This is a genomic window from Sediminibacterium salmoneum NBRC 103935 (assembly GCF_000511175.1).
GTDB lineage: Bacteria > Bacteroidota > Bacteroidia > Chitinophagales > Chitinophagaceae > Sediminibacterium > Sediminibacterium salmoneum.
The window spans coordinates 802,143-823,064 of record NZ_KI866530.1 but is presented as its reverse complement, the minus strand read 5'-3'; the positions used below and the strand labels follow the sequence as shown (position 1 = coordinate 823,064).

The 20,922-nt window shown below is 38.0% G+C and carries 17 protein-coding genes; 9 read left to right on the top strand and 8 right to left on the bottom strand.

The window, feature by feature from the left end; all coding sequences use genetic code 11:
- Positions 1-1,179: a Na+/H+ antiporter NhaA gene (gene nhaA, locus P767_RS0104025; RefSeq protein WP_037351609.1), complete on the top strand. Its 1,179-nt coding sequence runs from the start codon at positions 1-3 to the stop codon at positions 1,177-1,179.
- A 1-nt stretch (position 1,180) separates the two neighbouring features.
- Here the strand turns inward: nhaA and P767_RS0104020 are convergent, their stop codons facing one another.
- Genes P767_RS0104020 through P767_RS0104010 form a run of 3 tightly spaced genes read right to left on the bottom strand, consistent with a single transcriptional unit; the run spans position 1,181 to position 5,582 of the window.
- Positions 1,181-2,290 carry a sensor histidine kinase gene (locus P767_RS0104020; RefSeq protein WP_026763497.1) on the bottom strand — a complete coding sequence of 370 codons (1,110 nt, stop codon included), beginning with the start codon at positions 2,288-2,290 and terminating at the stop codon, positions 1,181-1,183.
- Between the two features lie 11 nt (positions 2,291-2,301).
- Complete coding sequence (locus P767_RS0104015) at positions 2,302-4,761, bottom strand: GAF domain-containing hybrid sensor histidine kinase/response regulator (RefSeq protein ID WP_327248477.1); 2,460 nt, start codon at positions 4,759-4,761, stop codon at positions 2,302-2,304.
- 41 nt (positions 4,762-4,802) lie between these two features.
- Positions 4,803-5,582 (bottom strand): CHASE3 domain-containing protein, encoded by a 780-nt coding sequence (locus P767_RS0104010; protein ID WP_026763495.1) that lies wholly within the window; start codon positions 5,580-5,582, stop codon positions 4,803-4,805.
- A 167-nt stretch (positions 5,583-5,749) separates the two neighbouring features.
- Here P767_RS0104010 and P767_RS0104005 point away from each other — a divergent pair, with 167 nt between their 5' ends.
- Genes P767_RS0104005 through P767_RS18635 form a run of 3 tightly spaced genes read left to right on the top strand, consistent with a single transcriptional unit; the run spans position 5,750 to position 8,918 of the window.
- Positions 5,750-7,570: a BamA/TamA family outer membrane protein gene (locus P767_RS0104005; RefSeq protein ID WP_157611355.1), complete on the top strand. Its 1,821-nt coding sequence runs from the start codon at positions 5,750-5,752 to the stop codon at positions 7,568-7,570.
- A 38-nt stretch (positions 7,571-7,608) separates the two neighbouring features.
- Positions 7,609-8,118, top strand: coding sequence for a DUF2911 domain-containing protein (locus P767_RS0104000; RefSeq protein WP_026763493.1), 510 nt, complete (start codon positions 7,609-7,611; stop codon positions 8,116-8,118).
- Between the two features lie 8 nt (positions 8,119-8,126).
- Entirely contained in the window at positions 8,127-8,918 is a 792-nt protein-coding gene (locus tag P767_RS18635; protein ID WP_216593200.1) for a DUF2452 domain-containing protein, read from the top strand.
- A 90-nt stretch (positions 8,919-9,008) separates the two neighbouring features.
- On the opposite strand, the gene P767_RS0103990 is transcribed toward P767_RS18635, so the two are convergent.
- Genes P767_RS0103990 through P767_RS0103980 form a run of 3 tightly spaced genes read right to left on the bottom strand, consistent with a single transcriptional unit; the run spans position 9,009 to position 12,844 of the window.
- Positions 9,009-10,241 (bottom strand): NADP-dependent isocitrate dehydrogenase, encoded by a 1,233-nt coding sequence (locus P767_RS0103990; protein WP_026763492.1) that lies wholly within the window; start codon positions 10,239-10,241, stop codon positions 9,009-9,011.
- A gap of 58 nt (positions 10,242-10,299) precedes the next feature.
- Positions 10,300-12,183: an Nramp family divalent metal transporter gene (locus tag P767_RS0103985; RefSeq protein ID WP_026763491.1), complete on the bottom strand. Its 1,884-nt coding sequence runs from the start codon at positions 12,181-12,183 to the stop codon at positions 10,300-10,302.
- A gap of 1 nt (position 12,184) precedes the next feature.
- Entirely contained in the window at positions 12,185-12,844 is a 660-nt protein-coding gene (locus P767_RS0103980) for a metal-dependent transcriptional regulator (RefSeq protein ID WP_026763490.1), read from the bottom strand.
- A 102-nt stretch (positions 12,845-12,946) separates the two neighbouring features.
- Here P767_RS0103980 and P767_RS0103975 point away from each other — a divergent pair, with 102 nt between their 5' ends.
- From P767_RS0103975 to P767_RS0103965, 3 genes are all read left to right on the top strand, one after another.
- Positions 12,947-13,897: a hypothetical protein gene (locus P767_RS0103975; RefSeq protein WP_026763489.1), complete on the top strand. Its 951-nt coding sequence runs from the start codon at positions 12,947-12,949 to the stop codon at positions 13,895-13,897.
- An 81-nt stretch (positions 13,898-13,978) separates the two neighbouring features.
- Positions 13,979-15,631 carry an alpha-glucan family phosphorylase gene (glgP, locus tag P767_RS0103970; protein ID WP_026763488.1) on the top strand — a complete coding sequence of 551 codons (1,653 nt, stop codon included), beginning with the start codon at positions 13,979-13,981 and terminating at the stop codon, positions 15,629-15,631.
- Positions 15,632-15,713: 82 nt separating this feature from the next.
- Positions 15,714-16,280 carry a UbiX family flavin prenyltransferase gene (locus P767_RS0103965; RefSeq protein ID WP_026763487.1) on the top strand — a complete coding sequence of 189 codons (567 nt, stop codon included), beginning with the start codon at positions 15,714-15,716 and terminating at the stop codon, positions 16,278-16,280.
- A gap of 132 nt (positions 16,281-16,412) precedes the next feature.
- On the opposite strand, the gene P767_RS0103960 is transcribed toward P767_RS0103965, so the two are convergent.
- Positions 16,413-18,962, bottom strand: coding sequence for an ATP-dependent Clp protease ATP-binding subunit (locus P767_RS0103960; protein ID WP_026763486.1), 2,550 nt, complete (start codon positions 18,960-18,962; stop codon positions 16,413-16,415).
- Between the two features lie 87 nt (positions 18,963-19,049).
- On the opposite strand from P767_RS0103960, the gene P767_RS0103955 reads away from it, so the two are divergent.
- Together P767_RS0103955 and P767_RS17470 are read left to right on the top strand one after the other, a co-directional pair.
- A complete protein-coding gene (locus P767_RS0103955; protein ID WP_026763485.1) occupies positions 19,050-19,463 on the top strand; it encodes an STAS domain-containing protein in 414 nt (137 codons plus the stop codon).
- A gap of 11 nt (positions 19,464-19,474) precedes the next feature.
- Positions 19,475-20,116 (top strand): J domain-containing protein, encoded by a 642-nt coding sequence (locus tag P767_RS17470; protein WP_051417086.1) that lies wholly within the window; start codon positions 19,475-19,477, stop codon positions 20,114-20,116.
- Between the two features lie 90 nt (positions 20,117-20,206).
- Here P767_RS17470 and P767_RS0103945 read toward each other — a convergent pair whose 3' ends face one another.
- Positions 20,207-20,821: a DUF4397 domain-containing protein gene (locus tag P767_RS0103945; RefSeq protein WP_026763484.1), complete on the bottom strand. Its 615-nt coding sequence runs from the start codon at positions 20,819-20,821 to the stop codon at positions 20,207-20,209.
- Between the last annotated feature and the right edge of the window lie 101 nt (positions 20,822-20,922).

Genomic DNA, 20,922 nt, shown 5'->3' with positions numbered 1-20,922 from the left:
ATGGCTGCGAGAAAAATAGTCCGGAAAATTATCATTGAACCCTTAAAGGTATTCATACACGATAGCCGTTCTATTGGTATCAGTTTATTGCTGGCTACCCTTCTTTCATTGGTTCTTTCCAATATACCCGGTATTTCAGAAGTTTACACCCGATTCTTTCAACTGAGCATTGATGGTTCTCAGCAACATGCTTTTGAATGGGGATTTTTTCATTTACCCAATTCAATCATTGTAGTTATTAACGATTTGTTGATGGCTGCATTTTTCTTTTTGGCAGGGATGGAAATCAAGCGCGAACTGGTAATCGGTGAGCTAGCCTCGATTAAACAATCTATTTTACCGGTTGCAGCTGCCATTGGGGGAATGATTATTCCGGCAATCATTTATACTCAGTTCTCCAGAGGAACCGAGTATACAAGCGGATGGGCCATTCCAATGGCAACTGATATTGCTTTTACCCTGGGTATCGCTTCCCTATTGGGAAACCGGGTGCCGGTTGCTTTAAAAGTATTTATTACAGCACTGGCCATTATTGACGATCTGGGAGCTATTGTGGTAATTGCCCTCTTTTATGGCAGTCAATTAAAACTTTTTTACCTGTTGTTGAGTGGGCTTATTATGCTGGTCTTATTATCACTTCAAAAAAATAAAGTAAAACTGGGTTGGTACAACTGGGCACTGGGTATTGCTTTATGGTACACCATGTTTAATTCTGGCATACATGCAACTGTTGCAGGTGTATTATTTGCCTTTACCATCCCTGTAGGCAAGCTGCCTGAATTGGAAATTAAATTTCATACGCCGGTATATTTTATTATCATGCCTTTGTTTGCCCTGGCCAATACGGCCATTGTTTTTCCAGAGTCAGGAATTGGAGCGCTTAACAATTCTTTTTCAGCCGGAATAATTGCCGGTTTGTTCTTAGGAAAACCATTGGGGATTTGCCTTGCCTCTTATTGGATGGTTAAAAGGAAATGGGCCCAATTACCCAATCTAACCAATTGGCATCAGATGATTGGGGCAGGTATTTTAGCAGGTATTGGATTTACCATGAGTATTTTTATTTCAATGCTGGCTTTTTCTGAAACAGCTACACAGGATATTGCCAAGTTGGCTGTGCTGGTAAGTTCTGTTTTTTCAATGATTGTTGGTTATGCCTGGATGGCTTTGAAAAAATAATTTATTTTCTCCATTCAAAATAAAAAGTACTCCCGGTTTCAGGATTACTTTCCAGTTTAATTTTACCACCCTGTTCTTCCACCAGCATTTTCAATAAATTTAATCCGACGCCGGTACTGGATTCCCCGGTTGATTTATTTTCGGTGGTTTCAAACAATTTGAATATTCTATTTTGATCTTGCCTTGAAATTCCTTGTCCATTGTCTTTCACGTAAAATGTATAAAACTCTGCATTAGAACTATGCAGGCCAATGTTTAGTGCAGGATTGGGATTATTATTGTATTTAATGGCATTAGATAATAAATTTTGAAAAACCTGTTGCAATTTAATTTTACGGGTTTGAAAGGTTGGCAAATTCTCATCAATATGCAGTTGCGTATTGGGTTTCAATGAAAGCATCTTAACAATTTCATTCACAAGTTCGTATGCATTCACTTCCTCAACAACCTGTTCATTCAGGCTTTTTCTGGAATAATCCAAAATAGATTCAATCATTCCGGTTAATCGCGAGGCTGAGTTGTATATGATTGAAGTATTCTCCAGTAGCTCAGGTTCGTTTTTAACGATATCTTCTTTCTGCATCATATCAGCCAGCATGGCAATGGTTGCAACTGGAGATTTTAAATCGTGAGAAACAATAAATACAAATCTTTCCAGCTGCTTATTAACCAGTTCGGTTTCTAATACACTTTGCTTTAAACGCTGCTGCGCAAAATAGAGTCTTTCAAATACTTTTACTTTAGCCCTGGTTATATTAATATCCAATGGCTTTTGTAAATAATCAACCGCTCCCTCTTCAAATCCTTTTAAAACAAATTGTTCTTCTTTGCTAATGGCTGTTACAAATATAATAGAGAGGTGTTGGGTTTTTTTATTTAACTGAAGCATTCTGGCAACTTCAAATCCATCCATTTCAGGCATCTGAACATCTAACATGACCAATCCAATATTCTCATGTTTTAAAGCCAGTTTTAATGCTTCATTACCTGAACTTGCCTTTATAAATGATCTTCCTGGCTGAGATAAAATCTCTTCCAGGGCAATCAGGTTCTCTGGCCTGTCATCTACCAGTAAGATTAAAAAGTTATCATTATTAGCCAACTGATTCATTATTATTATCTTTATTTAGACAGCCAGGATTTCATCATGGCTATTAGCTTTTGAATATCAACCGGTTTGGTTATATAATCGGATGCCCCGGAAGCAATACACTTCTCTCTGTCTCCTTCCATGGCTTTGGCAGTTAAAGCAATAATTGGTAATTCTTTAAGATTTAATTCATTTCTTATCCTCTTCATTGCTTCATATCCATCCATTTCAGGCATCATAATATCCATTAAAACCAAATTGGTATCTGTATGTTGTTTTAACATGTCCAAAGATTCTTTTCCGTCAGCAGCAGAAATAATATCTGCATGTTCTGATTCAATTGCGGTACTTAATGCATACACATTTCTCATATCATCATCCACAATTAGAATTTTGAAACCCTTTAGATTCTTTAAGTCAGAAATGATATCAGAGCTTTGAGCATTTGCTTTCTCTGATCTTTTTAACTGATATAAAAAGGAGTCCAATTCAGTAATCAGATTGTCGTTTACAGATAGGTCATTACGAATAATTGCTTCAGCAAAAGGTTTTAGCAAATCCTCTTCAGCAGCAGGTACATCATTATCTATTAGTAATATGAATGGTATTTTTTTATTCTGTAATACACTTCGCCATTCCTGTAATGCTTCAATCCCCAATTTCAATTGGTTGCCTAAATCTACAATAACACAGTCTATATGCTTATTCTCGGTAATTGTTCTTGCTTCATGAATACTATTGGCGTTGTAAAAATTGACTGATTTTAGTTTCTGCTGAAAAATTGAATCAACTTTATTGTCATTGAAGTAGTCTGGAGAAACCAATAGTACGTTTTTAAAATTTTGTTTTATATAAGCGCTGATTTTATTGAATGCAAGATTCAATCCTTCCAGATTAATTGGCTTTTTTACATAAGCCAGTGCTCCCCCTGAATTAAATCGATTGTCATCGAATGCAGATATAATATGAACAGGTATTTGTTTGGTCTCCGGATCATCTTTCAGAATCTTAAGCAGCGACCAGCCATCCAGTATGGGTAATTGAACATCGAGTATAATTGCATTGGGCCTATATTTTCTGGAATAGAATAATCCCTCATCCCCGCTTAGTGCAACTATTGTTTTAAAGTTTTTGTTTCTGGCAAAATCCCTTACAATGGTTGCAAAATTTTCATCATCCTCTATAATTAAGATTACTTCGTCATTGTCGGTAAGCTGGTTCCTGTCATCGGACACTTTTGTTTGTTCCTGAATATTACTCAATTCAGGTGCAGCTACTGTTTTCAATTCCTCTGTAAACTGATTTTGTAGACCTGAAGTTTCAACAGGAACAATTACAGTAAATTCGCTTCCTTGACCTTCTGTACTGCTTACCATTATTTCACCCCCAAGTAATCTGGCTAATTCCTTGCTAATTGATAAGCCTAATCCGGTTCCGCCATATTTCCGGCTTGTAGAACCGTCTGCCTGCTGAAAGGCATCGAATATTAACTTTTGCTTTTCTGCTGAAATTCCAATTCCTGAATCTTTTACCTGAATACTGATTCTCTTTCCATCAGGATGTTCCAGTACATTGAAAAGTACAGAAACCTTGCCATTTTCAGGAGTAAACTTAAACGCATTTGATAAAAGGTTCTTTATTATTTGTTCAAGCCTTAAAACATCTGTTTTAACAGTGCCGGGTAAATACGGATTTTTACTGATCGTAAAGTCTATATTTTTTTGTGAAGCAACTACCGAAAACAATTGTTGTAAATCCCTGATGATACTATCAACTTGAGTTTCTTCAATGGTTAGGTCAATTTTACCTGCTTCAATTTTTGAAAGGTCTAGAATATCATTAATAAGCTTCAGTAAATCTGAGCCGGATCTGTGAATAATACTAGCGTATTCAATTTGCTTTTCTGTAAGATTCCTTGGATTGTTATCTGCAAGCAATTTGGCCAGTATTAAAACGCTGTTCAAAGGTGTCCTGAGTTCGTGAGACATATTGGCAAGAAATTCAGACTTGTATTTGCTTGTCTCCTGTAATTCTTTTGCCTGTCTGCTCAGTTCGTTATTCGTCTGTCTTAATTCTTCCTGCTGTTTAACCAGGCTCTCCTTGTGCTCTTGCACTTCTGCCAACAAATCATTAATCTTTGCTCTTGCCTGTTCGGCCTGTATTGCGGTTGCAACGTTATGGGCAATATTCTCCAGTAAATTTTTCTGATGTGCAGAGAACTTACCAAAAATACCTAATTCAATTAATCCTTTTAACTCATTATCCAGCCAAAGGGGCATACAAAGAATTTCTCCCTTACCAGTCATATCGCCCAATGCGGTTTCAACATGCCAGTAATCTCCGGGAACATCCGAAATACTAACTGCCTCTCTCTGCAAGGCTGCATTGCCAATTATACCTTCTCCTATCCTGAATCCGATTTTTGCATCTGAAGAAATGGCTACGCCTGCGGTCATTTCCAAAGAATTGGATTTTTCGTTTTTAATATAGATAACACCAGCCGGTACTTCCAGATAGCCAACAACCGATCTGATTACATTGGTTGATAAAGTAAAAAGTGAATTGGATTTTTGAATATGATCATTGATATAGCTAACCCCTTCCAGCAGTTTATTTTTTCCGTTGCTACCTGATTAATATCTTCCATCTTAGCTACGGTCTCCTTTAATCTTCTCTCCGATCTGAATCTGCTCTTTAACGTAGCTACTACTGCATTTACCAGTATTAATACAATTGCTATCAGAAGTATAACACCCCCAACGATTATTTTGGTTGATACCGAAAACGATTCCTTGATACTATTCTCCGTTGCATCCAGTTCAAATATCAGGGAACGTTTTAACTCATCTGTTAAAAGCAAGACTTTTTGAACAGCAGCTTCCTCTGTATCCGCAATTTCCTGTAATGTATTTCTGGATTGGCCGGATAAAATTTTTCCGTTGTTACCCCAATACAAATTCAGTGCAGTTAATGCTGTATCCAGTGAATTGACTTTATTATTCAGGCTGATATCCTGGGTTAATTCCAGGTGTAATTTTACAAGTATGGGTTTTATGGCAGAGGCAGTTAGCTCATAATTAGTAATATCGCCTTCATTTCCATCTATCCAATAGTTAAAACGGGCTGAGCGCATTTGTACAATATTGTATTGCAAATCCTGAACATCGCTGATTGATTTTTTTATTTTAATTAAATGGGTTGTCTTTTCTACTTGTTTATTGAGCGTGTCTATTGAAAAATACCCAACGAGTAAAACCAGAAAAATAGAAATCCCTAATCCTGAATATAATTTAAATGGATTATTGCTTTTCATTTAATAAATTCATTTATATACTCTCAATTTAAAATTAAATATGCGTTGCTGACGAATTATTTGCACTTATTTGTAATTTGTAGTAGTACCACTACAAGAAACAGTTTGATTGTTCTACTGAAGAACTAATGGAGGTGTTGAGAATGCTAAAAAAAGGATATATAACAATGATTTTATGCATTTTTTGTGTATGCAGCACAATCTATGCACAGGAAAGAAACAATCAGACTCAGGATAGTATTACAACAACCCGAAGATTATTTAATAAAGTAGTACAGTCTATTTCAGTGAATAATCCAATACCTGTTCAGGGCACTCCTATGCAGGAAGCAACAAAAAATGCAATTGATTTTGAACCTTATGAGGGCAAATTTATCAGATATGTTTATGTAAATAAACTTGGCTTTAATAAGCTGCTGACTGACACTTCAATTACCAGAAATAATTATTTAAACCGGCTAGGTAATTCCTTGCACACTCCTACCCGTTATCCGGTTATTCGAAAAAATTTATTTTTCAAGGCTGGAGAAAGAGTAGATCCAGACTTGTTTTCAGATAATATCAGATATCTGAGAGATCTTAGTTTCATTCAGGATGCAACCATTGTTATAATACCCATTCAGAATAATCAGGATGAAGTAGACGTAATGGTTTTGGTAAAAGACGTATTCCCGATTGGAGGTAGTGTTCCGGAGTTTAATACCAATTTGCTGGATGTTGAACTTAACAATGACAATGTTTTCGGCTCAGGAAACCGAATGCGGATTCGACAGTTTTTCGATACCAAAAGAAGTCCCAGATATGGTTACGGATTTGAATTTCTTGCCAGAAATATAGGCGGAAGTTTTTTAAATATTGCTGCTGGTTTCCAGACGGAGAATCCTGCTTTTAACTCAGGAAGAAGAGAAGAAAATGCTTATTTTATAAGAGGTGATTTACCACTGGTAAGCCCCTATCATCCTTATACAGGAGGCTTTGAACTCTCTGTAAATAATACAAGTAATAGTTATACAGCAGCCAATATATACCAGCAGCAGTTGAAATACGGATATTATAATGCAGACTTGTGGCTGGGCTATAGTTTAGGAGCAAAAGAAAGAATGCTGGATAATTTAGGTATAAGAAAAAGAAGCATTCTCTCGGGCCGGATAGTTCACAGGTATTTTACGGAAAGGCCCGACACGCTGAAGTTTATTTACGATAGCCGTTACAATGATATTACAGGAGTGTTGTTTTCCTATACCATGTTCGAAAGAGATTTCTACCATACCAATTTTATTTACGGTTTCGGAAGAAATGAGGATTTACCGGAAGGCTTCAGTTTAACTTTCACCGGAGGATGGGCAGACAGACAGGATATTTCCAGAATGTATTTTGGTGCAGAATACCAGCGAAGTTATTTCAATTCAAAAAAGGCCTTTTTAAATTATACCATAAAAGCGGGCGGATACATCAATCAGCATAAACCAGAGGATTTGTCTGCTTTAACCAGCCTGGAATTAATTACTCCATTAAAACAGTTGAAAAGTAAAAACTGGTTTATGCGACACTTTATTAGCGGGAGCATTACTGTACAAAAATTTATCCGCTTAAATGATCCGTTGAGGGTGTCCAGTATTTTCGGAATTCCCCGAATCAGAAATACAAGAATAGATGGTACAGCAAGAATTACGGTTAATGCTGAAACGGTGTTTTATAATACTTTTAAACTGGCTGGTTTTAATTTTGCTCCATTTGTATTTTCTAATTTAACTTATTTAAAGCTTTCTGCTTCAGACCCAGAAAATGGAGCTTTGTACAGTGCTTTCGGAAGCGGAGTAAGAACCCGTAATGAAAACCTGGTTTTTGGCACCATTGAACTTAAAGCTTATTTCTTCCCCAAAGTTGTTGAATCCATGAGCCCCTGGAATATAAGTCTTTCAACTAATTTAAGGTTCCGCTATCAAACAACACTAATTCAAAAACCTGACTTTGTTGTTGTAAATTAGACTGAACTATTTGTATTATTTAATGTTAAACAATTATCATGAAAAAATTACTATTCGTGGCAAGTCTTGCGCTTATCAGTGCTTTTGGCTTTGCCCAAAACAATCCTAAGCCAAGTCCGGCTACCGAAGTGAAAGCGAAACTTGAAAATGGAGCAGAAATCTCCATTAAATATGGTCAGCCTTCATTAAAAGGCAGAACACCAGGAAAAGACGTGGAGCCAATGCTAAACAAAATATGGCGTGCAGGTGCCAATGATGCAACTGTTTTTGAAACTTCAAAGGATCTTAAAATTAACGGGAATACTTTGCCCGCAGGTAAATACGCACTCTTCCTGCTACAAAAAGAATCTGGCGCAACCGTTATTTTCAATAAGATCTGGAAACAGTGGGGCGCATTTCAATACAAAGAAGCAGAAGATGCATTACGTGTTGAAGCAAAGCTTGCTACCAATTCGGAATCTGCAGAAAAACTGATTTACAGTATCAGTGGTAATGGAATGGTACAAATACTTTGGGGTAATCTGAATTTTGGTTTTACTGTAGAATAAGGGGCATCATGGTACAAGCGTATAATTTTCTGGCCAGCTGGCAGTTGTTTCCTGAAAAGTGTGATTTCCAGAAGGGAATTGCGCCTAAAAGTGGCAACTATAAAATAGAAAGCATAGAAAATGGTCAGGCATTAAGCTTCAGTATTAACTGGGTTAGTCTTGATAATGAAGCATTCTACACTCAGTATAAGGTTTTTCCAAATGATTCTTTGCAAAAGCTGGAAGACAATCAACTTGCTGATGAAATTAAATCTGTAATTGTTAATTCCTCAACACTCTCTGTTGTTTTTTATAAAAACGCACTTACTGTATTGGTTGTAACTCATGAGATTCTGCCAAACGGATATATGCGGATTACCCAGGAAGGAACGGATGAGAAGGGAAAAAACTATCGGAATATAGAATTATACCATAAGCAGTTAAGTGTGTTACCCTATTCATCTTCTGTAGCCGGAGTTGCCATAAGGCCAACCAAAGAAGGGGTTATTAAGCATAAAGCATTAAGTGCTATGGAAGACCAGACTAATATGCAATTAGACCAGATAAGGCAGCAGATTGAATTACTGGCACGTCAGGCCCAGGAGATTCGGAAACGCAAGGAACTGAGTATGATGATATATGAAGCCAAACTGAATTTTAAACCTCAAATTGGTCAGGTTTATCATTTATATGAGAAAAGAGATAGCTCACATATCCTTTCATTGGTAGCACCTCAGGAATGGGGCGCTAGCGGACCTTTTAAACAATTTGTATCTTCTGTAAAATTATTAGCCGACCATACCTGGGTAGAAGTGTCTTAGTTAAGAGAATACACTGCTTATTGCAGTCTAATAAAAAATCCCGGCAAGTAAAAACTACTTCCGGGATTTTTATTGGGGTGAACCAATGAATTATTTTGCTAAACGCTTGCTTAATTCAGCATCAATTGCGTCTAAGAATTCTTCTGTATACAAATAATGTTCACCATGATTTACCTTATTACCGTAAATACATACCGCTAGGTCTTTGGTCATTTTTCCGGATTCAACTACATCCACACATACTTTTTCAAGCGTTTGGCAGAAGTTAATTAAATCCTGATTGCTATCTAGCTTACCTCTGAATTCCAAACCACGAGTCCATGCAAAAATAGATGCGATTGGATTGGTTGAAGTGCGATTTCCTTTTTGGTGTTCTCTGTAATGTCTGGTAACGGTTCCGTGGGCTGCTTCTGCTTCCATTACTTTTCCATCAGGAGTAACTAGTGTAGAAGTCATTAAGCCTAAAGAGCCAAATCCCTGAGCAACCGTATCACTTTGAACGTCTCCGTCGTAGTTTTTACATGCCCAAACAAAATTGCCGTTCCATTTTAAAGCAGAAGCAACCATATCATCAATTAAACGATGTTCATAGGTAATACCGGCTTCAGTGAATGATTGTTTGAACTCATTTTGATAAATCTCTTCAAAAATATCCTTGAAGCGACCGTCGTATTTCTTTAAAATAGTATTCTTTGTAGATAAATACAAAGGCCATTTCTTAATTAAAGCCTGATTAAAACAAGCGCGCGCAAACCCTTTGATACTCTCATCGGTATTGTACATAGCTAAAGCCACGCCATCACCTTTGAAATTATACACTTCAAACTCCTGAACAGTTCCGTCCTCTCCTTCAAATTTTACAGTTAGTTTTCCTTTGCCTTTTGTAACAAAATCAGTAGCACGATACTGGTCTCCAAATGCATGACGGCCAATACAAATAGGGGCTGTCCAGTTAGGTACCAATCTGGGTACGTTTGAACAAACGATGGGTTCTCTGAAAACGGTACCATCCAGAATATTTCGGATAGTTCCGTTAGGGCTCTTCCACATTTGTTTCAGATTGAATTCTTTTACACGTTGTTCGTCTGGTGTAATGGTAGCGCATTTAATTCCAACGCCATATTGCTTAATTGCATTTGCCGCATCAATAGTAACCTGATCATTGGTTTCATCGCGGTATTCCATACCTAAGTCGTAGTACTTAATATCTAAATCTAGATAGGGTAAAATCAATTTGTCTTTAATGAACTTCCAAATAATTCTTGTCATTTCATCTCCATCCAATTCTACTACCGGATTGGCAACTTTAATTTTTTGGGCCATAGTTTCTGTTTTTGATGTATTCAGTCGGCAAATATATTATTTATTGGGGAATCTGGTTTTAAGAAACATTCACAATTAGAACAGGAATGGTCAGTTTATGCCTTACGTCCTCAATAGTCTCTCCAAATATATAGTCTTTTAATCCGCTATGCCTATGAGCTCCCATAACCAGCATATCTGAACCCAATTCTTCCACCAGTCGAACAATCTCAGTTACCCTATGGGTATATCCTACATGTCCGCTAGCATTCAGCCCTTTGGATCTTAGCTGGTCAACATAATTCTGTAATCTTTCCTTGTCCTTTCTGGTTTCAGCGTCGTCACTTGAGTCTTTGGAATATCTTGCAGACACACTTTCAACAATATGAATCAGCTGGTACGATACAATCTCGTTGCCTTGAGACAAGGCGTGGGCAATGAGTTTTTCATCTGCATTGGTAAAGTCAAGGGCAATGGCAATTTTTTGGATTTTCTTTACTTCCAGATTATCCAATTGCATGGCATCTCCGTACAAAGTATCTTTGGCCAGTCTTCGCTTTTTTGAAGCGATTGGATAAAAGGTCATCATTAAAAACAACCAGATAAATCCCAGAATGGCTACTATAACTGCGGTTTTCACCCAAAAGGAAACACCGCTGTGAAATAAGGCGGACACTTCCTCTACAACCAGATTTACGTTAAGAAAAACCAGGATTAATGCTACCAGCCAGGCAAGAATCTGCGTCTTCTTTCCAATAACGAAATCTCCCATGGTAGTCTTGTCACTCACAAAATGGATCAATGGAATTACGGCAAATCCCAATTGAATACTTAAGATAACCTGACTGAAAATCAATAGATCATCCACTTTTTCGTCCCCATAAATCATAATGACCAACAGAGCAGGTACTATGGCAATTAGTCTGGTTAATAAACGACGTAACCATGGATTGATTCTTAAATGCAAATATCCCTCCATTACTATCTGTCCTGCCATGGTTCCGGTCACGGTTGAACTCTGGCCAGCAGCAATTAAGGCAATGGCAAACAGTACCGGAGCAATAGATGATCCCAAAAGAGGTTCTAATAAATGATGAGCTTCCTGAATTTTGGCAACTTCTGTATTGCCTGTCTTGTAAAACACGGTTGCGGCCAGTACCAGAATGGCCGTGTTCACCAGAAAAGCGGCATTGAGGGCAATGGTACTGTCTATCAGGTTGTATTTCAATGCGGTTTTAATCCCCTTTTTATCCGGATTAATTTTTCTGGTCTGTACCAATGCCGAGTGGAGGTACAGATTATGTGGCATTACAGTTGCTCCAATAATACCTACGGCAATATATAAGGCGCCATCGTGCAACATACCCGGTACTAATCCTCCTACCACATCACCAACTGCAGGTTGGGCAATCAATATCTGTACTAGAAAGGAAGCTCCAATAATGGCCACAAGTGCAATAATAAAAGCTTCCAGTTTTCTTATTCCCCAACGTTGTAGAAATAAAAAGAGAAAAGTGTCTAATACCGTAATGATTGTTCCCCATAAAATGGGTAAACCTGTGAGTAAATGAATACCAATTGCCATACCCAACACTTCGGCCAGATCGCAGGCTGCAATGGCCAATTCTGCCAGTACATAAAGGCAGAAATTAACAAAGGGCGGATAGGTTTCTCTGTTGGCCTGAGCCAGGTCTCTTCTCCTTACAATACCCAATCTGGCACTTAAACTTTGAAGCAATAGTGCCATCAGATTACTCATCAATAGCACCCAGATAAGCTGATACCCGAACTTGGCCCCACCCTGTAAATCAGTGGCCCAGTTGCCGGGATCCATATATCCTACACTTACCAGATAAGCTGGGCCAATATAGGCAAGTATCCGCTTCCACCCTTTTCTGGGTACAGTCGTGTCAACAGTTTCATGAACTTCGCTAAGCGATTGTTCTGCATTACTAACTCTCATGCTATAATTTTTTTACATAAATCTGTTCAGCCAGCTGAGCACTAATATGAGCCTGCTCTTTATTGTTAATTTGGATTTCAAATGAGTTGTCAAAGGCAAAACGCTGCAAAACTTTTATTCGGGCACCAATGGTTATTTTTTTGTGTTCCAGCAAAGAAAGAATGTCAGGCGACTGACTACCTACTGCAGTTACTTCTCCGTTAATTTGAAAAGGAAATTTGTTCAGATTCATCTGAGATTGAAAAGGCATTTTACCAGTAGCATCCGGAATGGGGTCTCCATGTGGATCAAAAGCCGGATTACCTAAAAAATCATCCAGATGATCAATGAGCTGCTGACTTTGAATATGTTCCAATTGCTCTGCCACTTCGTGTACTTCATCCCAGTTAAAATGCAAAATTTTTACCAGAAAAGTTTCCCATAACCTATGTTTTCTTAATACCATTAAGGCCAGCTTTCTCCCCTCGCCATTTAGTTTAAATCCCTTGTATTTTTCATACACCAGCAATTTCTTGGTCTTCAGTTTCTTAAGCATATCTGTTACAGAAGCAGCAGATGTTTGCAATACTGCGGCTACTTCATTGGTGCTAACCATCCCATCTTTCACCTGAAGCTGAAAAATGGCTTTAATATAGTTTTCTTCAGAAGAAGTTAAAGACATGCCTAAATTTTATTTTAGACAAATCTAAAAAAAGATCCGTTTTCTTGCAAACTTTTCCCCCGCAAACTTCAAATCACTTATTTTTATAAAAATATACTCTGAATGAAGTGGCGTAATCAATTAATCATCCTCTGTTGCATTTGCCTGCTGGGCTCCTGTTCAGATGCCCCCATTGATTTATCCGGCAAAACAAATGTGGACCAAAAGGATTTCCTGAGTGTGTTTAAACCCCTTTCCTTACCCTATAGTGTATCAGATACCAATCTGGATAAAAATGCGGATACTCTTAGCATAGCAAAAGAGGTCTTTCAGCAGTTCTACCCAGATACGGCATTGAGTAATATAATGGGTAAAACCAAAATTTATACCCTGTCTCCAGTAGGAATCATTGAAAAGGAAAAAGAAAATTATTTACTATTTGTAATTAAAGAAAATAAAAAGAAAAAAAGGCTGGCAGTAATTGTTACGGACAATAAAAACAAATTTCTGGGCAGCAAGGAATTATTAAATAATGTAGAAGAGTCGGGTTATCACAGGTCTCTTAATATTAATAAAGAACCCACATTTTTAATCAGCAGGGAAAAAATGGGCAACAATAATGAATTATTGTTTTCAAGGGCCGGCTGGGTTTACAATGATGCTGGTTTTTTTATGGTAGTTATTAATGATTCCAATGAAGACCCTGCAAAAACTGCGGTTATAAATCCATTGGATACATTACCCAGATTAAATAAACTAAGCGGAGATTATATCAAAGACAAGAACAACTATGTATCGGTAAGAGATGGTAAAGATGAAAATCATTATCTCTTCTTTATTTTATTTGAGAAATCGAACGGCGCATGCAAAGGTGAACTGAAGGGAGAATTTAAATTAGCTAAACCCATGGAAGGACTCTATTCCAAGAATGGAGATCCTTGTTTGATTGATTTTATTTTTACCTCCAATCAACTCAGAATTAAAGAACAGGGAAGCTGCGGAAATCATCGTGGTATCAAATGCTATTTTGATGACCGATATACCAGAAAAAAAGATCCTAAAAAGAAAAACTAAATAAACGTTAGTTAGTGTAAAATTTACATTATCGTTTTTTAGCCTTATATTGCCTATCAATTATAAACCAAACAAGCAGCAATGAATTTTAGAAGTTATCATGTACCTTATCAAATTAATGAGCAATACGCTAAGAAAGCTGCGTATTTCTCTATGGAGTTCGCTATACATCAGCCTTTAAAAATATACAGTGGTGGATTGGGTTATTTAGCTGGATCGCATTTACGCAGCGCATACGAATTGCGTCAAAATATGATTGGAGTGGGTATACTATGGAAATATGGCTATTATGATCAGGCCAGAAACCAGGACCAGACCCTACAGGTTACTTTCATGGAAAAGATTTACAGTTTTCTGGAAGATACCGGAATTAAGTTTCAGATTTTGATTCACGAGCATCCGGTTTGGGTGAAAGCGTATTATTTAAATCCGGAGACCTTTAACAGTGCTCCCCTGTTTTTACTAAGTACAGATTTACCTGAAAACGATTATGTTTCTCAGACAATTACACACCGCTTATATGATGCCAATGTGGCAACCAAGGTTGCACAATTTATTTTGTTGGGTGTGGGTGGAGCAAAACTGATAGATGAGCTGGGTTTCAACCCTGACGTGTATCACCTGAACGAAGCACATGGTATTTCTTCTGCTTTTTATTTATTGAATAAATTCAAAAGCGTTGAAAAAGTAAAAGAGCACCTGGTATTTACTACCCATACTCCTGAAGAAGCCGGTAACGAAAAGCACGATTTATACCTATGCCATAAAATGAGTTATTTCTGTGGACTAAGTATTGATGAAGTTAGAAAATTAACGGGGACGCACGACGATCAGTTTAATCATTCATTGGCTGCACTTCGATTTGCCAGAAAAGCAAACGGGGTATCCGCTCTGCATGGTGTTGTAAGCCGTGAAATGTGGAAGAACCATGAAGGGATTTGTCCTATTACATCCATTACCAATGCACAAAACTGGCGTTATTGGGCCGACAAACAAATGTATCGTGCCATGGAAGAAGGTAATGATGAAGTATACGATGATCGTAAATCTTTCCTTAAAAAACGTGCATTTGAAATTGTGGCCGATCAAACTGGAAAAGTATTTGATCCTAAGGTATTAACCATTGTATGGGCAAGAAGATTTGCAGGCTACAAGCGAGCAGATATGCTTACCTACGACATGGAACGCTTCGAGAAAATGCTGAGCAATACTAAGTATCCGGTACAGATTATCTGGGCAGGAAAACCTTATCCGGTTGATTACCCTGCAATTTCGCAGTTCAATAATCTGGTACACTTAAGTAAGAACTACAAGAATGTGGCAGTGGTTATTGGTTACGAACTGGCGCTAAGTAAACGTTTGAAACAAGCAGCAGATGTTTGGTTAAACAATCCAAGAGTGCCCAGAGAAGCATCCGGAACCAGTGGTATGACAGCAGCTATGAATGGAGCTGTTAACTTCTCTACAGATGATGGATGGATACCAGAATTCGTAAACCATGGCAATAATGGTTTTGTGGTTCCTAAAGCCGATTATGAAAATATGACCACACATGATCAGGATGAATACGATCTTAATAAAGCATACGAAATTCTGGAACAACAGATAATTCCATTGTATTATGAAGACCATGATACCTGGAGACAAATCATGAAGAATGGTATGCGTGATGTAAGATTCCAGTTCGATAGTAACAGAATGGCACATGAGTACTATGAAATCATGTATAAATAGATTTAATTAATGCATGCAAAATACCCTCCCGAAACAGGAGGGTATTTTTTTAACCTTTCCTCCCTAGCTTTGTTAAGTAAGTATGAAGCATAAAATAGTCATAGCCATAACCGGTGCCAGTGGATCCATCTATGCCAAAGGTATACTGGATAAGTTGGCAGCCAACCCGGACCAATACGAAGCAGTAGGTATTGTTATGAGTAAAAATGCGCAGGATGTATGGGAAACCGAAATCGGAGACAAATCCTATGCTGACTATTCTTTCACATTTTATGGAAAGCAGGACTTTTATGCCCCTTTTGCTTCCGGTTCTGCGCAGTACAATACCATGATTGTTGTTCCCTGTAGTATGGGCACCATGGGTAGAATAGCAGCAGGCATCAGTGACGACTTAATTACAAGGGCTGCAGATGTTATTCTTAAAGAAAGAAGAAAACTGATTCTGGTAGCTAGGGAAACCCCCTATAACCTGATTCATATTAAAAACATGGAAACCATTACGTTGGCGGGTGGAATCATCTGCCCAGCTACACCCTCATTTTACAGCAAGCCGAAAACCATCGAAGAAGTGGCGGCTACAGTTGTAGACCGGGTGCTGGATCTTGCAGGCATTCGGATTGCCAGTTATCGTTGGGGTAGTTCCAGGTAATTTGTTTTACCTGGCTGCAATGTTTTTCATGATGAAGCTCAATGCTAAAATTTTAAAATAAAAAAGCCCGGTACTATAATTGGTATCGGGCTTTTTGTATATCACAACTGAACTAAACCAGTTTTATTTCTGCTAAGAATTCGTGTTGGCTTCTTCGGGCTGACGCGATTTAAATGTGAATTCCAGTAAAGCGGTTTCTGTATTAAAATCGGCCACTAATACATCTCCTTGCTTGATAGACATTTTCATAATCTCTTCTGCCAACGGATCTTCAAGGTACTTCTGAATAGCTCTGTGTAAGGGTCTTGCACCAAACTGAACATCATATCCTTTGTCTGCTATAAACTCTTTGGCAGCAGTAGTTAATTCCAATTCAAATCCTAAATTCTGAAGACGTTTAGATACCCCTTTCATTAGGATGTCGATGATGTTGAAAATGTTTTCTTTGGTTAAAGAATTAAATACTACCACATCATCAATTCTGTTAAGAAATTCAGGAGAGAAAGTTTTCTTTAATGCTTTTTCAATTACGGCTTTGCTGTTCTCTTCGGCATTCTGAATACGTGTAGCAGTTGCAAATCCAACTCCATCGCCAAATTCTTTTAACTGGCGAACGCCAATATTAGAAGTCATGATGATAAGTGTATTCTTAAAGTCTACTTTTCTTCCCAATCCATCTGTCAATTGACCGTCGTCTAATACCTGCAAAAGAATATTGTAGATGTCTGGATGCGCTTTTTCAATTTCATCCAATAAAATAACAGAATATGGCTTTCTTCTTACTTTCTCTGTTAACTGTCCTCCTTCTTCATATCCAACATATCCGGGAGGTGCACCAATTAAACGGCTAACCGTAAATTTCTCCATGTATTCACTCATGTCAATTCTGATTAATGATTCTTCAGAATCGAACATATATCGCGCCAGAGAACGCGCCAATTCGGTCTTACCAACTCCGGTTGGCCCCAGGAATATAAAGGTACCAATTGGCTTTTTCGGGTCTTTTAAACCAACTCTGTTGCGCTGTATGGCACGAACTACTTTTTGAATGGCTTCATCCTGACCAATTACCATGCCGCGCATATCATCGTTCATGCGGCGTAGTTTCTCGGTTTCTGCTTCCACCATTCTTTTAACAGGAATACCTGTCATCATGGAAATAACTTCAGCAATATGCTCTTCTGTTATTGGATATCTTTTATTCTTGCTTTCTTCCTCCCACTGCGCTTTAGCTCTTTCAAGCTCTTCTCCCAGTTTCTTTTCCGTATCTCTTAAAGAAGCGGCTTCTTCAAAACGCTGGCTTTTCACTACCTTATTTTTCTCCAGCTTTACTTCCTCAATTTTCTTTTCCAGCGCAACAATAGTTTCTGGTACATTGATATTCTTCAAGTGAACCCTGGCCCCTACTTCATCCATTACATCAATGGCTTTGTCTGGAAGCAGTCGGTCAGTCATGTACCGATCACTCAGTTTCACGCAGGCATCAATGGCATCATCGCCATAGTGCACATTATGAAACTCTTCGTATTTAGATTTGATATTATTAAGAATCTGAATGGTTTCATCTACACTAGGTGGTTCAATCAGAACTTTCTGAAAACGTCTGTCTAATGCACCGTCTTTCTCAATGTACATTCTGTATTCATCCAGTGTAGAAGCACCAATGCATTGCAATTCTCCTCTTGCCAATGCAGGTTTAAAGATATTGGAAGCATCCAGTGAACCACTGGCTCCACCTGCACCTACAATGGTATGAATTTCATCAATGAAAAGAATCACATCTCTGTTTTTCTCTAATTCATTCATGATGGCTTTCATTCTTTCTTCGAACTGGCCTCTGTATTTTGTACCTGCAACCAGCGCGGCCAGGTCAAGGGAAATTACTCTTTTGTCGAACAATACCCTGCTAACTTTGCGCTGTACAATTCTTAAAGCCAACCCTTCTACTATGGCAGTTTTACCCACCCCTGGTTCACCTATAAGAATAGGATTGTTTTTCTTACGACGACTTAAAATCTGACTTACTCTTTCTATTTCTGCTTCACGGCCTACAATGGGATCCAGGTTCCCTGCTTCTGCCAGCTTGGTAATATCTCTTCCGAAATTATCCAATACCGGGGTTTTGCTTTTTGCCCCGCCTACTGCCGGCTTACCTGATTTTGAAGGTTGAAAACCACCCTTTTTTTCTTCATCATAGTCATCATCTCCATCTTCCGGAAATTCACTTCTAGGGGATGGATTAGAACTGCCGACCATACCCAGCTCATTGCGGAATATATCGTAGTCTATTTCGAATTGATTCAGAATCTGAGTAGCGATGTTTTCCTTGTTTTTAAGAATACTAAGCATTAGGTGCTCTGTTTCTACCAAAGGACTTTTTAACGCTTTGGCCTCCAGAACAGTTACCCTGATTACTTTTTCTGCCTGTTTGGTTAAGGGTAAACTATTGATATTGGCAATATTTTTACCGGTTTTGTCTTTTACGGCCAATTCTACTTCCTTTCGAAGTTCGTAGAGATCAACATTCAGTTGTTTTAATACTTTAATGGCTGTATTATCCCCGTCCCTGATTAATCCGAGTAACAAATGTTCGGTTCCAATAAAGTCATTTCCTAATCTGAGCGCCTCTTCCCTACTGAAAGAAATGATCTCTTTAACCTGTGCTGAAAAATTATTATCCATATCTTATTTGGATTTATACAATTATAACGAATATTTTTGAGTGAAGTTGTGCAGGATTTGTACACAGAATGTTAATATGCCGCATATATGCTAAATGTCAAAATTGATACCAAGGAAAAATTCACGGTGTTAAACCCCGAAACAACCCATATTTCTGCAAATATGTCAGAAACACTTCTGGAAAATTGCAGAAATGTACTGAATTCTCAACCCAAGAACCTGATTTTGAATTTATCCGGAGTTAATCAGATAGATGCTGAAGTGGCAGAATCTCTTACTGAAGTGCAACAACTTTTTTATGAAAAAAATGCCTCATTTGTGGTTTGCAATATAGATGAGAATCTGGAGCAGGCACTTGACCAGCAAGGTCTTCTGGAAATATGGAATATCACTCCTACTGAATCTGAAGCATGGGATATTGTTCAGATGGAAGAAATTGAAAGGGAATTATTAGACAGCGATGATATCAGTTTTGAAAATCATCCGGAGGAGCCTGCATAAATTAGCAAGCAATGACAGAACCCAATTGGTATGCTATTTTAAGAGTACAAAACAGTGCATCAGCTGCTGAAATTAAAACTGCCTTTCGAAAACTGGCCCATCAGTATCATCCTGATAAAAATCAGCATCCATTGCATACGGAACAATTCAAGCAAATTAAAAAAGCATACGAAGTATTAGGTAATGCTTCAACGAAACAACAATACGACCGCAGTGTTTCACTTCAGAAAAATCATGCTGTTATAGCACCAGCTTTATTACAGGTCTCTGAAATCATGCATTATTTTTTTGCCTTTGAGAAAGAGATGAAACAAGCAGATATTCGATTTCTGAATTACGACAGAATCAAATGGAAATTCAATTATGCATTCGGCATGCCGCATGTACTGCCTGCTATCCAAATAGCTACTAAAGAAGACCAGGATGATATTTTAGTTAGACAGCTTTATTGTTTGTCCTTTCTACCCTATCGTGAATCTGAGCCGTTTTTACAAATATTAAAACAGTGCTTTACCAATCCGGATCAAATAAAAAAGATAGATTCAGCTGCAAAGGAACAAGCATTGGAAGCCCAATGGAATCGATTACAATTTCCGTTGGTTGCATTCATTAGTCTACTCCTCTGTTTGGGCATTTACTGGCTTGTAAAATAAAAAATCCCGATTGCTTTATGCAACCGGGATTTTTTATGATTTGATGGTAAGATAGAATCTGCTAACTGCAATCATCCACCTTATATCTGTTTAGTTATTTGCAACCAATGTTGAGGAAACCGTATTAGCCGTTAACCATGGAGATGGAGTTACAGAACCACGAATAATGATTGTGTAAATTTTCCCCGAAACAGCTGTCATGGTTTGCGTTCTGATAAGTGCATTGGTAGCCGCATTTCTAATTTGGATACTATAAGCAGTTCCCAATAAAGTTGCATCTAGTGCAACAAAACTGGAAGCACCTCTGTAACTAACAGCAGATCCATACAATGGAGTTGTAGCTGTTCCCACAAAAGCGTTTACTGCAGGAGCATCTCCACTGGCATGAATAATTCTTAAATGCGCTTTTCCGGAAGCTGGTGTTGTTAAGTTATCCTGAAACCAAAGTAACTCAGCATTCTCTAATTTATTGGCAGCAATCAATGTGTATCTGGCGGGTTGATCGCGCAAATCTGAAACACTGAATTTACCAGTTGAAAATATGGTAGGTAAACCTGCCATGCGAACGGTAATATCTTTGTTACCTGGTGTGGTACTATTATAAATGGTATTGGAGCCGAAAGCGATGGGCAGAATATTCTGCTTTAAATCGCCTACAAAGAAATCTAAGCCAGCTGCAACGTCCGGTGCTGCATTGATAAACATGTATTGAGCATATCCAGGATTAACAGGATCTTTTGCACAACCAGAAAAAACAGCACGGAGAACAAACCGGCAATGTATACGATATATTTTTTCATGATAGA

Coding starts and splice junctions, on each gene's coding strand:
- P767_RS0103980 (WP_026763490.1), bottom strand. CDS start 12,844: ATGTCTTTAACTTCTTCTGAAGAAAACTATATTAAAGCCATTTTTCAG.
- P767_RS0104010 (WP_026763495.1), bottom strand. CDS start 5,582: ATGAAAAGCAATAATCCATTTAAATTATATTCAGGATTAGGGATTTCT.
- nhaA (WP_037351609.1), top strand. CDS start 1: ATGGCTGCGAGAAAAATAGTCCGGAAAATTATCATTGAACCCTTAAAG.
- P767_RS0103985 (WP_026763491.1), bottom strand. CDS start 12,183: ATGAGAGTTAGTAATGCAGAACAATCGCTTAGCGAAGTTCATGAAACT.
- P767_RS0103975 (WP_026763489.1), top strand. CDS start 12,947: ATGAAGTGGCGTAATCAATTAATCATCCTCTGTTGCATTTGCCTGCTG.
- P767_RS17470 (WP_051417086.1), top strand. CDS start 19,475: ATGACAGAACCCAATTGGTATGCTATTTTAAGAGTACAAAACAGTGCA.
- P767_RS0104000 (WP_026763493.1), top strand. CDS start 7,609: ATGAAAAAATTACTATTCGTGGCAAGTCTTGCGCTTATCAGTGCTTTT.
- P767_RS0103960 (WP_026763486.1), bottom strand. CDS start 18,962: ATGGATAATAATTTTTCAGCACAGGTTAAAGAGATCATTTCTTTCAGT.
- P767_RS18635 (WP_216593200.1), top strand. CDS start 8,127: ATGGTACAAGCGTATAATTTTCTGGCCAGCTGGCAGTTGTTTCCTGAA.
- P767_RS0103955 (WP_026763485.1), top strand. CDS start 19,050: ATGCTAAATGTCAAAATTGATACCAAGGAAAAATTCACGGTGTTAAAC.
- P767_RS0103990 (WP_026763492.1), bottom strand. CDS start 10,241: ATGGCCCAAAAAATTAAAGTTGCCAATCCGGTAGTAGAATTGGATGGA.
- P767_RS0104020 (WP_026763497.1), bottom strand. CDS start 2,290: ATGAATCAGTTGGCTAATAATGATAACTTTTTAATCTTACTGGTAGAT.
- P767_RS0103965 (WP_026763487.1), top strand. CDS start 15,714: ATGAAGCATAAAATAGTCATAGCCATAACCGGTGCCAGTGGATCCATC.
- glgP (WP_026763488.1), top strand. CDS start 13,979: ATGAATTTTAGAAGTTATCATGTACCTTATCAAATTAATGAGCAATAC.
- P767_RS0104005 (WP_157611355.1), top strand. CDS start 5,750: ATGATTTTATGCATTTTTTGTGTATGCAGCACAATCTATGCACAGGAA.
- P767_RS0103945 (WP_026763484.1), bottom strand. CDS start 20,821: ATGTTTATCAATGCAGCACCGGACGTTGCAGCTGGCTTAGATTTCTTT.